The organism is Actinotalea ferrariae (assembly GCF_019733465.1).
In the GTDB taxonomy this organism is placed as follows: Bacteria; Actinomycetota; Actinomycetes; order Actinomycetales; family Cellulomonadaceae; genus Actinotalea; species Actinotalea ferrariae_A.
Genome location: NZ_JACVQL010000210.1, coordinates 1 through 12,308, shown reverse-complemented (window position 1 = coordinate 12,308; position 12,308 = coordinate 1). Strand labels below are relative to the sequence as shown.

Annotated in this window: 10 protein-coding genes and 1 pseudogene; 5 read left to right on the top strand and 6 right to left on the bottom strand. The window is 74.6% G+C overall.

Annotated elements, in window-relative coordinates:
* Positions 1-139: pseudogene (locus ICW40_RS21160) on the top strand (NAD(P)H-hydrate dehydratase); the annotation flags it as partial.
* Between the two features lie 13 nt (positions 140-152).
* Here ICW40_RS21160 and ICW40_RS15715 read toward each other — a convergent pair.
* Both ICW40_RS15715 and ICW40_RS15710 read right to left on the bottom strand, forming a co-directional pair.
* Complete coding sequence (locus ICW40_RS15715) at positions 153-554, bottom strand: four-helix bundle copper-binding protein (RefSeq protein WP_221654956.1); 402 nt, start codon at positions 552-554, stop codon at positions 153-155.
* 109 nt (positions 555-663) lie between these two features.
* A complete protein-coding gene (locus ICW40_RS15710) occupies positions 664-2,556 on the bottom strand; it encodes a phosphoenolpyruvate carboxykinase (GTP) (protein WP_221654955.1) in 1,893 nt (630 codons plus the stop codon).
* A gap of 125 nt (positions 2,557-2,681) precedes the next feature.
* On the opposite strand from ICW40_RS15710, the gene ICW40_RS15705 reads away from it, so the two are divergent.
* Entirely contained in the window at positions 2,682-4,178 is a 1,497-nt protein-coding gene (locus tag ICW40_RS15705; RefSeq protein WP_221654954.1) for a helix-turn-helix transcriptional regulator, read from the top strand.
* 12 nt (positions 4,179-4,190) lie between these two features.
* Here ICW40_RS15705 and ICW40_RS15700 read toward each other — a convergent pair whose 3' ends face one another.
* From ICW40_RS15700 to ICW40_RS15685, 4 genes are all read right to left on the bottom strand, one after another.
* Complete coding sequence (locus ICW40_RS15700) at positions 4,191-6,503, bottom strand: immunoglobulin domain-containing protein (protein ID WP_221654953.1); 2,313 nt, start codon at positions 6,501-6,503, stop codon at positions 4,191-4,193.
* 237 nt (positions 6,504-6,740) lie between these two features.
* The gene (locus ICW40_RS15695) at positions 6,741-7,964 is read right to left on the bottom strand and encodes an acetyl-CoA C-acetyltransferase (protein ID WP_221654958.1); all 1,224 of its coding nucleotides are present in this window, start codon (positions 7,962-7,964) and stop codon (positions 6,741-6,743) included.
* Between the two features lie 29 nt (positions 7,965-7,993).
* Positions 7,994-8,641 carry a 3-oxoacid CoA-transferase subunit B gene (locus tag ICW40_RS15690; RefSeq protein WP_221654957.1) on the bottom strand — a complete coding sequence of 216 codons (648 nt, stop codon included), beginning with the start codon at positions 8,639-8,641 and terminating at the stop codon, positions 7,994-7,996.
* Between the two features lie 35 nt (positions 8,642-8,676).
* Positions 8,677-9,450 carry a CoA transferase subunit A gene (locus ICW40_RS15685; RefSeq protein ID WP_221654952.1) on the bottom strand — a complete coding sequence of 258 codons (774 nt, stop codon included), beginning with the start codon at positions 9,448-9,450 and terminating at the stop codon, positions 8,677-8,679.
* Positions 9,451-9,732: 282 nt separating this feature from the next.
* On the opposite strand from ICW40_RS15685, the gene pdhA reads away from it, so the two are divergent.
* From pdhA to ICW40_RS15670, 3 genes are all read left to right on the top strand, one after another.
* Positions 9,733-10,929, top strand: coding sequence for a pyruvate dehydrogenase (acetyl-transferring) E1 component subunit alpha (pdhA, locus tag ICW40_RS15680; RefSeq protein ID WP_221654951.1), 1,197 nt, complete (start codon positions 9,733-9,735; stop codon positions 10,927-10,929).
* Entirely contained in the window at positions 10,929-11,936 is a 1,008-nt protein-coding gene (locus tag ICW40_RS15675; RefSeq protein ID WP_221654950.1) for an alpha-ketoacid dehydrogenase subunit beta, read from the top strand. The genes pdhA and ICW40_RS15675 overlap by 1 nt, the downstream gene beginning before the upstream one ends.
* A 3-nt stretch (positions 11,937-11,939) precedes the next feature.
* Positions 11,940-12,308 (top strand): biotin/lipoyl-containing protein (locus tag ICW40_RS15670; RefSeq protein ID WP_308121852.1); only part of this gene is annotated, 369 nt, incomplete at its 3' end.

The window sequence follows — 12,308 nt, the reverse complement described above, 5'->3', positions numbered from 1 at the left end:
GGCGCAGGCGGCGTGCTGGGGCACCCACCTGCACGGCGCCTCCGGGGACCGGCTCGCCGCGCGCGTCGCGGCGCGCGGCTACCTCGCGCGCGAGCTGCTCGACGAGCTGCCCGCGGTGCTGACCGAGCTCGAGGCCTGAGCGCCGGCTCCGGTCAGGCGATCGTCGCGAGGAGCTCGCGGCACGCCTCCTCGCACGCCCGGCACGCCTCCGCGCACACCCGGCAGTGCTCGTGCATGCCGGCGTGCTGCTCGCACTCGTCGCCGCACGCCTTGCACGCCAGCACGCACGCCTGGAGCTGCGCGCGCGTGACCGTGCTGTCGTACCCGGTGTGGCGGGACAGGACGTTCGCCGTCACACCGCAGACGTCGGCGCAGTTCAGGTCGCTCGTGATGCACCGCCGCAGGTCCGCGACCATCTCCTCCGCCAGGCAGGCGTCGGCGCACGCGGTGCACGCCTGGGCGCACGCGTGCAGGGCGTCGAGCGCACGTGCCAGCAGCTCCCGGTCGAGGTCCGTGCCCACCGGGTGGCTGTCGATCATCTCGGTCGTCCTCATGGCGTTCCTCGGTCCTCTCGCTCCGACGGCGACGGCAGGGCCGCGTCGCGCCCCGCCCGGTCGTCACGAGCGTGTCACGCGGCGCGTGCGGGCGCGCGAGGACCGCGGGTCAGCCGGCCCGGTGGGAGTCGAGCCTGCGGCGCAGGTCCGCGAGCCGCTCCCGGACCTCGGTCGGCACGCGGTCGCCGAACTGCTCGAGCCACGCCTCCGTGAGGTCGGCCTCCTGGCGCCACGCGTCGACGTCGACCGCGAGGAGCGCGGCCAGGTCCGCGTCGGTGACCTCGGTGCCCGTGAGGTCGAGCGCACCGGGAGCGGGCAGCAGACCGACGGGTGAGTCGACGGCGTCGGCCGTGCCCGCGACGCGTCCGAGCGCCCAGGCGAGCACGCGCGCGTTGTCGCCGAAGCCCGGCCACAGGTACCGACCGTCCGCGTCGGTGCGGAACCAGTTGACGCAGAAGATCGCCGGTGCGCCCGCGCCGAGCCGTTCGCCGGTCCGCAGCCAGTGCGACCAGTGGTCCGCCGCGTGGTACCCGCCGAAGGGCAGCATCGCGAACGGGTCGCGACGCAGCTCGCCGACCGTGCCCTCGGCCGCCGCCGTCTGCTCGGAGGAGATGGTCGCACCGAGGAACACGCCGTGCGCCCAGTCGCGCGCCTGCGTGACCAGGGGGACGTTCGTGGCCCGCCGCCCGCCGAAGAGGATCGCGTCGACGGGGACGCCGGCGGGGTCGTCCCAGTCGGGCGCGATCGTCGGGCAGCGGTCGGCGCGCACGGTGAACCGCGAGTTGGGGTGCGCGGCCGGGCGTCCGCTGTCCGGCGTCCAGTCCTGGCCCAGCCAGTCCACGAGGTGATCGGGGGCGGTCGGCGTGAGGCCCTCCCACCACACGTCACCGTCGTCCGTGAGCGCCACGTTGGTGAAGATCGTGTCGCTCGCGACCATGGCGACGGCGGCGGGGTTGGTGCGCTCACCGGTCCCGGGCGCGACGCCGAAGAAGCCCGCCTCGGGGTTGATGGCGCGCAGCCGTCCGTCGGCGTCGGGCCGCATCCAGGCGATGTCGTCGCCCAGCGTCTCGGCCTTCCAGCCCGGCAGGGACGGCGTCAGCATGGCGAGGTTCGTCTTGCCGCACGCCGACGGGAAGGCGGCGGCGACGTGGAAGGCCCGGCCCTGCGGCGACGTGAGCCGCAGCAGCAGCATGTGCTCGGCGAGCCAGCCCTCGTCGCGGCCCATGACGGAGGCGATCCGCAGGGCGAAGCACTTCTTGCCGAGCAGCGCGTTACCGCCGTAGCCCGAGCCGTAGGACCAGATCTCGCGCGTCTGCGGGAAGTGCGCGATGTACTTCGTGCGGCTGCACGGCCACGGCACGTCCTCGACCCGCCGGCCGGCGTCGTCGACGAGCGGCATGCCGACGCTGTGCACCGCGGGCACGAAGGCGCCGTCGGTCCCGAGGCGCTCGAGCACCGGGGTCCCGACGCGCGTCATGACGTGCATGCTCACCACGACGTACGGCGAGTCCGTGATCTCGACGCCGTACTGGGCCAGCGGCGAGTCGACCGGACCCATGGAGAACGGGACGACGTACATCGTGCGGCCCCGCATGGACCCCGCGAACACGGCCTGGAGCTCGGCCCGCATCGCGCCGGGGGCGCGCCAGTTGTTGGTGGGCCCGGCGTCGCGCGGGTCCTCGCAGCACAGGAAGGTGCGGCTCTCGACGCGCGCGACGTCGTCCGGCGTCGAGCGGGCGAGGAAGCTGCGGGGCCGGAGCTCGGGGTCGAGCCGGATGAAGGTGCCCTGCCGGACGAGCAGCTCGCACAGGCGGTCGTACTCGGCCTGCGACCCGTCGCACCACACGACGGAGTCCGGGCGTGTGAGCTCCGCCGTCGCGGCGACCCAGGCCCGCAGCCGCGCGTGCGCGGTGGGCACCTCCGCGCCCTGCGGGTCCTCGTGCGTCTGCGGGCCTGCCGGCTCGCGGCTCGCCGTCGTCGTCCGCTCCTCGACCGCAGTCATCGTGCCTCCTCGTCGGCGCGGGCCGCCCGTCGGTCCCGCCGCTCTTCACACCGTCTCGCTGCGAGCGGCGCGCCGCATCCGTGGCGGGGATTCAAGAACTGCAGTTCTTTCGCTACCGTCACGCGATGGCCGACGTCGACTCCCGCCCACCCGTCATCGGGCTGCCCGTCCCGGACGACGTCGCACCCTCGTCGCCCGACCTCCTCACGTTGGGCCGGCGGATCCGCCACCACCGCACGCAGCGCGGGATGACGCTCGACCGCCTGGGCGCCGCCGTCGGCGTCACGGCGAGCCAGCTCTCCCTGGTCGAGAACGGGCACCGCGAGCCGCGGCTCTCCCTCCTGCGCGCCGTCGCGGGCGCCCTGCAGGTCGACGTCGCCGAGCTGCTCTCCCCCGAGCCGCCGTCACGGCGTGCCGCGCTCGAGATCGCGCTCGACCGGGCGCAGCGGTCCACCCTGTACGCGGCCACCGGCCTGCCGACGGTCCGCGTGACCCGGTCGCTCCCGACGGAGGCGCTCGAGGCGCTCGTCGGCCTGCACGCCGAGCTGACGCGCCGGGCCGACGCCGCCATCGCGACCCCCGAGGAGGCGCGGCGCGCGACCACCGCCCTGCGCCGGTGGATGCGCGAGCGCGACAACCACCTGCCCGAGATCGAGGACGCGGCCGAGGACATGCTGCGCCGGGGCGGCTACACGTCGGGCGCCCTCACCCACCGCAGCGTCGCGCTCATGGCGCAGCACCTGGGCTTCACGCTCATCCACGTCGACGACCTGCCGCACTCGACCCGCACGGTCACCGACCTCGCCAACGGCCGGATCTACCTACCGCCCGCGTCGATCCCCGGTGGTCACGGGCTGCGCGCGCTCGCGCTCCAGGCCATCGCGCACCGTGTGCTCGGGCACGAGCGGCCGCGCAGCTACGGCGACTTCCTGCGGCAGCGCGTCGAGATCGCCTACTTCGCGTCCGCCTGCCTGCTGCCCCGCACCGCGGCGATCGCCTACCTCACGGAGGCCAAGCGCGCGAAGAACCTCGCCGTCGAGGACTTCCGTGACGCCTTCGGCGTGACGCACGAGACGGCGGCGCAGCGCATGACCAACCTGCTCACCTCCCACCTCGGCGTCCCGCTGCACTTCATGCGCGTCGGCGACGACGGCGCGCTGTACAAGGGCTACGAGAACGACGGCATGCCGCTGCCGACGGACAGCACGGGCGCGATCGAGGGCCAGGTGGTCTGCCGTCAGTGGCCGGCCCGCATGGCGTTCACCCAGCGGGACCGGACGACGGAGTACCACCAGTACATCGACACGCCTGCGGGCACGTACTGGGCGTCGACCCAGACCGGCTCGGGCTCGGGCGGCGGGTTCTCGATCAGCATCGGGGTGCCGTTCGCCTCCGCGAGCTGGTTCCGGGGCCGCGAGACGCGCGTGCGCACGCGCTCGACGTGCCCGGACCCCACGTGCTGCCGGCGGCCCGAGCCCGCGCTCGCCGAGCGGTGGTCACCGCACGCGTGGCCGAGCGCAGCCGTCCACGCGCACGTCCTCGCGCCGCTGCCGAGCGGGACGTTTCCCGGCGTGGACGAGTCGGAGGTGTTCGCGTTCCTCGACGCGCACGCGGAGCGCTAGGCGCGCGCTCCGCTACCCGGCCGTCCGCCTCCGGTGCGCGATCGTCAGGAGCGCGCCGCCGCCCGCCACGAGCAGGACCGCGGCCAGGCCGGCGAGCCCGCTGCTCGCACCGGTCACGACCAGCTGCGCGGCTGCGGACGCGAGCACCACGGCGGGGGTCGGGACCACCACGGTGAGCACGGCCGTGCGGGTGGTCACGCTGCCCGCCTCGTTCGTGTAGACCGCGACGTACCGGTTCCCCGAGTCCGCGGCGGTGGTCGCGAAGGTGAGCGTGGACTGCGTGGCGCCCGCGACGTCGACGAACGTCGCGCCGCCGTCGGTGCTGCGACGCCACTGGACCGTCGGGGCGGGGTCGCCGGCGGCCGCGGCGCTCAGCGTGACCGTCGCGCCGGCGACGACCGTCTGGTCCGCGAGGTCCGTGGTGAGGACCGGTGCGGCGGGGGTCACCGTGATCAGCGCAGCCGTCGTCGTGGCCGTGCCGAGCGCGTTGGCGAAGACCGCCCGGACCGCGACCCCCGAGTCCGCGACCACGAGGTCCGTCACCTCGAGCGTGGTCGACGTCTCGCCGTCGAGGTCGGCGAACGTCGTGCCGCCGTCGGTGCTCGCCTGCCACTGGACCGTCGGCGTCGGCGTGCCGGACGCGTCCGCGGTGAAGGTCGCGCCACCGCCCGACGGGGTCGTGACGTCGGTGGGCTGCGTCACGACCTCGGGCGCGTGCTGCACCGTGAGCGTCGCGGCCGTCGTCGTCGCCTCACCACCCGGGTTGGTGAACACGGCCCGGTAGAGCGCCAGGTGCTGCGAGCGGTCGGTCGCGGGGATCGTGTACGTCGTCGCGGTCGCGCCGGGGACGTCGGTGAAGGTCACGCCCTCGTCGGTGCTCACCTGCCAGCGCACCGCCGCCACCGGGTCGCCGGTGGCGCTGGCCGAGAACGTCACGGGCGCTCCCTCGGCGGCCGTGACGTCCGCGGGGTCGGAGGTGACGCTCGGCGCCTCCGGCGCGACCCGGAGCGTCGCCTCGGCGGTGGGTGTCGCGCCGGCCGGGTTGCTGAACACGGCGCGGAAGCGGTGCAGGTCACGGTCGAACGACGCCGCGAAGGTCAGCTCGGTCGCGGTCGCGCCGACGATGTCGGCGAACGGCCCGCCCGGCGCGGCCTCCTGCCACTGGACCGTCGCTGCGACCTCGGAGTCCGCGGCCGCGACGAGGGTCACGGCGTCGCCGCTCGCGACGGCGGAGTCGGACGGGTTCTGCGTGATCGTCGGGGGCAGCAGGTTGACGGTGAGGGTCGCGGCCGCGGTCGTCGTGATGCCGCCGAGGTTCGTCCAGACGGCGCGGTACTGCGCGCCGTCGTCGGCCAGGCGGACGCCCGGGACCGACAGGTCCGGGCTCGTGGCGCCGGGGACCGGGGCGAACGCGGCGGTGCCCGGCTCCGCGCGCTCCCACTGGACCGTGGGTGCGGGGTCGCCGGTGGCGGCGGACGAGAGCTGCGCGGTACCGCCCGAGTCCACGCCGGTGCTGGCGGGCTCCACTGTGACCGCAGGCCCGCGCGGGGTCACGGTGAGCGTCGCCGTCGACGACGTCGCCTGCCCCTGGGAGTTCGTCCACACCACGCGGTAGCGGCTCCCCGACTGGGCGTAGGTCGGCGTGACCGTGTAGCTGGCTCCGGTCGACGCGCCGGGAGCAGGGGTGAAGCCGGTACCCGTGTCGACCTGCCACTGGGCGGACGGCCTCGGCTCGCCCGTCGCGGCCGACGTGAAGGTGACTGGCGTGCCCGCCACCCGCGTCGCGCTCTGGGGCTGCGCCGTGACCGCGGGAGCGGCGAGGAGCGTGTCGAGAGTGAGCGTGAAACCGCCGTACCGGGTGTTCGGGTCGTCGCCGTACCCGGCTCCGTCCCTCGGCAGCAGCTGCCAGACGCCCCCGGGGTCGACGCCGTAGAACGGGCTGAGCGGCTGGCACGTGCTGCCGTCGCTGAACGACGTCCGGCCGTCGTTGCAGCCGATCCGCACCTCGACCCCGGAGGGCGAGCGCAGGGAGAACGACATGTCGGTGGGGTGCAGGTGCTGGGGGTCGTTGAGCTGGAGCGTCAGCGAGCGCAGCGTGCCCGTGCCCGCGGGCACGGTGACCGTGACCGGGAAGGGGTTCGACGGGCCGCTGTCGCCGACGGTGAACGGACCGCTCGTGTACGAGGCGACGGCCGCGGCGGCCGGTGCGGCCGCGGCCGTCACGACGCCCGCGGCGAGGCCGGCGACGAGCGCTGCGGCGAGGCCGCGGCGGACGGTGGAGCGGAACGCTGCCGGACGGCGGCGCGCGGGGGTGATGGGGAGCACCAGGTGTCCTCTCGGGGGGATCCCCCGAGGCGTCCCGGGGGCGAGGTCAGGCCCGTTCCGCGCCGGCAGCTGGGGGGGATCCCGGAGGAGGACGAACGTCGCGAACACTAAGCGCCGGTTGAACCTGCAACCAGGTCGTGACGCGCGGTGGTGCGGCGGTTTCACCCGGTGGGTCACCGGGACGGCCCACTGCGGTCCAGGTCGCCGTGACCTGGGCCGGGACCCGGAGGACCACGCCTAGCGCCAGAGCAGGAGCGCCTCCCCCTGGCCGCCGCCGCCGCACAGCGCGACGGCGGCGCGACCCTGCCCGCGCCGCGCGAGCTCGGTCGCGGCGTGCCCCGCGAGCCTCGCGCCGGACGCCCCGATGGGGTGACCGAGCGCGATCGCACCGCCGTGCACGTTCGTGCGCTCGAGCGGGAAGTCGAGGTCGGCGAGGGACTGCACGAGGACCGACCCGAAGGCCTCGTTGATCTCGAGGAGGTCGAGGTCCCCCACGGTCCAGCCCGCGCGCGAGAGGGCGGCCAGGACGGCGGCCGACGGCTGCGAGTGCAGCGACGTGTCGGGGCCGGCGACCTGGCCGGCCGACCCCACGGCCGCGAGCCACGGCAGACTGCGCGCCTCGACGACGTCGCGCGCGGCGACGACCACGGCGGCCGCCCCGTCGGTGAGCGGTGACGCGTTGCCCGCCGTGATCGTCCCGTCGGCCGCGAACGCGGGCCGCAGGCCGGCGAGCGACTTCACGGTGGTCTGCGGGCGGATGCCCTCGTCGGTCCCGACGAGCACCGGCTCGCCGCGCCGCTGCGGGATCTCGACGGGCTCGATCTCGGACGCGAAGACGCCCTGCTCGACGGCGGCCGCGGCACGCTGGTGGCTCGCCGCGGCGACGGCGTCCTGCGCCTCGCGCGAGATGCCGTGGGCGGCGTTGCCCCGTTCGGTCGAGGCGCCCATGGACTCGTGGTCGAACGCGTCGGTCAGCCCGTCGTGGGCGAGCGCGTCGACCGCCTGGATGTCGCCGTACGTCCAGCCGCGCCGGGATCCGGGCAGCAGGTGCGGCGCCTGGCTCATCGACTCCTGACCGCCCGCGATGACGACGTCGGCCTCGCCGAGCCGGATCATGCGCGTGGCGTCGACGACCGCGGTCAACCCGCTGAGGCACACCTTGTTGACGGTGACCGCGGGGACGGACCACGGGATGCCCGCGCCGCGCGCGGCCTGACGGGCCGGGTTCTGGCCGGCGCCCGCCTGGATCACCTGACCCATGATCACGTGGTCCACGTCCTCGGGCGCGAGGCCCGCCCGGGCGAGCGCACCGCGGATCGCGACGGCACCCAGGCCGGCCGCCGGCACGCCCGCGAGGCCGCCGTTGAGGCGCCCCATCGGGGTCCGCGCGAAGGAGACGACGACCACCTCACGCGTCGTCCCGCCGTCCCCCCGACCCGTGCCCGTGCTCGTGGCGGTCATGCCGTCCCCTTCCTGACGCATCGCGTCGCTCATGCCAGCACCATCTCCGGGACGTCGGACCCGGGACCCTCGACCGTCAGCGGCACGCCCGTCGCGGCGCGGATCGCGTCCACCGCTACGCCGGGCGCGCGTTCGCGGAGCACGAGCCCACCGGGCGTCACGTCGATCACCGCGAGATCCGTGATGATCCGGTCCACGACCGCGCGGCCGGTGAGCGGCAGCGTGCACTCGGGCAGCACCTTGGCCGACCCGTCGCGCGCCACGTGCTCCATGAGCACCACGATCCGGCGCGCTCCGTGGACGAGGTCCATCGCACCGCCCATGCCCTTGACCATCTTCCCGGGGATCATCCAGTTGGCGATGTCCCCCGCCGCCGAGACCTGCATCGCGCCGAGCACGGCGACGTCGACCTTGCCGCCCCGGATCATCGCGAAGCTGGTCGCGGAGTCGAAGTAGCTCGCGCCGCGGGCGACCGTGATCGTCTCCTTGCCCGCGTTGATGAGGTCGGGGTCGACGGCGTCGTCGGTCGGGTACGCGCCCACGCCGAGCACGCCGTTCTCCGACTGCAGGACCACCTCGACGCCCGGCGGCAGGTGGTTCGGCACGAGCGTCGGCAGGCCGATGCCGAGGTTCACGTAGCTGCCGTCGGCGAGCTCGCGGGCGGCACGCGCGGCCATCTGCTCGCGGGTCAGCCCGCCGCCGGCGCCGGCGCTCACGGTGCGCTCCGCACGGTGCGCTTCTCGATCCGCTTCTCCGCCGCCTGCTCGGCCGTGAGCGCCAGCACGCGGTCGACGAAGATGCCCGGCAGGTGGACGGCGTCCGGCTCGATCTCGCCGACCTCGACGAGGTGCTCGACCTCCGCGACGCAGACCTGACCCGCGGCCGCGCACAGCGGGTTGAAGTTCCGCGCCGAGGAGCGGAAGACGAGGTTGCCCGCGCGGTCGCCCTTCCACGCCCGGACGAGCGAGAAGTCCGCCGTGATGGCCTCCTCGCGCACGTACTCGCGCTCGACGCCGCGCACCGTGAACCGCGCGACCTCCTTGGGCGGGGACGCGACGGCGACGCCACCGGCCGCGTCGTAGCGCCAGGGCAGGCCGCCGTCGGCCACCTGGGTGCCGACCCCGGTCGCGGTGTAGAACGCCGGGATGCCGCTGCCGCCCGCGCGCAGGCGCTCGGCGAGCGTTCCCTGCGGGGTCAGCTCGACCTCGAGCTCGCCCGCGAGGAACTGGCGTGCGAACTCCTTGTTCTCGCCGACGTAGGACGCGATCACGCGCCGGATGCGGCGCTCGGCCAGCAGCAGCCCGAGACCCCAGTCGTCGACGCCGCAGTTGTTGCTCACGACCTCGAGGTCACCGACCCCGCGGTCCAGCAGAGCGCGGATGAGCACGCTCGGGATGCCGCACAGACCGAATCCGCCGACCGCGAGGGTCGCCCCGTCGGGGATGTCGGCCACCGCCTCGTGGGCGGACGGGACCACCTTGTCCATGTCCAACCTCTCTGTTGGCCATCCGTGACGGACGCGTGGTGGGCGTCCGTCGGCACCGTCCTACCAGCGACGACGCCTCGCGCGCGAACCGGCTCGCGCGGTGCAAGACGCCCCGGCTCGCAGGGCGGACGCCATGGCGCCCACGGTGCCCGGCCGCACGCGGCGACGCGCCGTGATCAACGGGGCATGGGCAGAAGGTCCCTGGCGGTCGTACCCTGGCCGGACATCGGGCAATGGTGCCTCGAGCTCCACAAGAGCGACGGCGCCGCTATGGAGCGAAACATGCTGCGTCAAGATGTCTCCCGGACCGCTGTCCGGACGTCCGCCGACCACCGCGTGCCGGTCACCGACCGCACGCCGCAGGAACCGCCGCTGCGGGTCTCCCCCGGCGCGGAGCCAGCAGGACCACCCGACGACGTGCTGCAGCTGCTGACCCCGGAGGGGGTCCGCCGCAGCCACGCCGACCTGGACGACTGGGTCGCCGACGTCGGGGACGACGAGCTCGCCGCGCTGTACGAGGACATGGTCGTCGTGCGCCGCCTCGACCTCGAGGCCACCGCGCTGCAGCGTCAGGGCGAGCTCGGGCTCTGGCCTCCGCTGCTGGGCCAGGAGGCCGCCCAGGTCGGCTCCGCGCGTGCGCTGCGCCGCGACGACTTCGTCTTCTCGAGCTATCGCGAGAACGCCGTCGCCTACTGCCGCGGGGTCGACCTCACCGACCTCGTGCGGGTGTGGCGCGGCACGACGGCGTCCGGCTGGGACCCGTTCGCGGTGGGCATGGCGACGCCGACCATCATCATCGGGGCGCAGACGCTGCACGCCACCGGCTACGCGATGGGCTGCGTCAAGGACGGCGCCGACTCGGTGGCGGTCGCGTACTTCGGCGACGGCGCGACGAGCGAGGGCGACGTCAACGAGGCGATGGTCTTCGCGGCGACCTTCCGCGCACCCGTGGTCTTCTTCTGCCAGAACAACCAGTTCGCGATCTCCGAGCCGGTCGGCCTGGTCGCGGTGCGCCCGCTCGCGGACCGTGCGCCGGGCTTCGGCATCCCGAGCCTGCGGGTCGACGGCAACGACGTGCTCGCCGTCACCGCGGCGACGCGGATCGCGCTCGACCGCGCGCGCCGCGGCGAGGGGCCGACCTTCATCGAGGCGGTCACCTACCGGCGCGGACCCCACACGACGTCGGACGACCCGACGCGCTACGTCGACCCTGCGGTCGCCGAGGAGTGGTGCGCGAAGGACCCGATCCTGCGCGTCGAGCGGCTGCTCGAGTCGCGCGGGCGGCTCACGGCCGAGCTCACCGCGGCGGTCACGGAGCACGCCGACGCCGCGGCGGCCGAGATGCGCCGCGGCTGCCTCGGGCTCGAGGCTCCCCCGCCGCTCAGCGTCTTCGACCACGTCTACACGGCGCCGACGTCGTGGCTCGAGCGGCAGAAGAGCCAGTACGCGGCGTACCTCGCGATGTTCGAGGAGGCGTGATGGCGACGCTCACGCTCGCGGCCGCGCTCACGTCCGGCCTGCGCCACGCGCTCGAGGACGACCCGAAGGTCGTCGTCATGGGCGAGGACGTCGGCCGGCTCGGCGGCGTCTTCCGGGTCACCGACGGGCTGCAGAAGGACTTCGGCCCGGACCGGGTCATGGACACCCCGCTCGCCGAGTCGGGGATCGTCGGGACGGCCGTCGGCCTCTGCTACCGCGGCTACCGCCCGGTCGTCGAGATCCAGTTCGACGGCTTCGTGTTCCCGGCGTTCGACCAGCTCGTCACGCAGGTCGCGAAGCTGCACTACCGCACCCGCGGCGCCGTCCGCGTGCCGCTGACCGTGCGCATCCCCTACGGCGGCGGCATCGGTGCCGTCGAGCACCACTCGGAGTCACCCGAGGCCTACTTCACGCACACGTCGGGCCTCCGCGTCGTGACCTGCTCGAACCCGCAGGACGCCCACACGATGCTCCGCCAGGCGATCGCGTGCGACGACCCCGTGGTGTTCTTCGAGCCCAAGCGCCGCTACTGGACCAAGGGTGAGGTCGACACCGACGCGCCGCTCGACGACGTGCCGATGGAGCAGGCGCGCGTCGTGACGCGGGGCGACGACGTCACGCTCGTGACGTACGGTCCGCTCGTCGCCACGGCGGTCGACGCCGCGCTGGCCGCCCGCGAGGACGGGATCGGCATCGAGGTCCTGGACCTGCGGTCGCTCTCCCCCGTGGACCTCGCCACGGTCGAGGAGTCGGTGCGGCACACCGGCCGGCTGGTCATCACGCACGAGGCGCAGCAGCACGGCGGCCTCGGCGCCGAGATCGCCGCGAGCATCACCGAACGGTGCTTCTTCCACCTCGAGCAGCCGCCCGCACGCGTCACGGGCTTCGACGTGCCCTACCCGGCCGCGAAGCTCGAGGAGCACTTCCTGCCCGACGTCGACCGCATCCTCGATGCCGTGGACCGGGTCCTGGGACGGCAGAACTCGCTCACGGGCTGGAAGGGCTGAGGCGTGACGGAGAAGGAGTTCGCGCTGCCGGACCTCGGCGAGGGTCTCACCGAGGCCGAGCTGGTCAGCTGGGAGGTCGCCGTCGGCGACACCGTGACGCTCAACCAGGTGATCGCCGAGGTCGAGACGGCCAAGGCCCTCGTGCAGCTGCCGTCGCCGTACGCGGGGACGGTCGCGCGCCTGTGCGTCGAGGAGGGCACGACCGTCCAGGTCGGCGCCCCGATCATCGCGGTCGAGGTCGACGTCCCGGTCGGGGCGGCCGGGGTCACGAGCGCGGCGCCCGCCGAGGCCCGCGCCCAGGTCGCGGGTGCGGCCGAGCCGCAGGCGGCGCGCACGTCGGTGCTGGTCGGCTACGGACCGCCGGTCGAGGGC

Coding starts and splice junctions, on each gene's coding strand:
- ICW40_RS15715 (WP_221654956.1), bottom strand. CDS start 554: ATGAGGACGACCGAGATGATCGACAGCCACCCGGTGGGCACGGACCTC.
- ICW40_RS15710 (WP_221654955.1), bottom strand. CDS start 2,556: ATGACTGCGGTCGAGGAGCGGACGACGACGGCGAGCCGCGAGCCGGCA.
- ICW40_RS15705 (WP_221654954.1), top strand. CDS start 2,682: ATGGCCGACGTCGACTCCCGCCCACCCGTCATCGGGCTGCCCGTCCCG.
- ICW40_RS15695 (WP_221654958.1), bottom strand. CDS start 7,964: ATGACCGCCACGAGCACGGGCACGGGTCGGGGGGACGGCGGGACGACG.
- ICW40_RS15690 (WP_221654957.1), bottom strand. CDS start 8,641: ATGGCCGCGCGTGCCGCCCGCGAGCTCGCCGACGGCAGCTACGTGAAC.
- ICW40_RS15685 (WP_221654952.1), bottom strand. CDS start 9,450: ATGGACAAGGTGGTCCCGTCCGCCCACGAGGCGGTGGCCGACATCCCC.
- pdhA (WP_221654951.1), top strand. CDS start 9,733: ATGCTGCGTCAAGATGTCTCCCGGACCGCTGTCCGGACGTCCGCCGAC.
- ICW40_RS15675 (WP_221654950.1), top strand. CDS start 10,929: ATGGCGACGCTCACGCTCGCGGCCGCGCTCACGTCCGGCCTGCGCCAC.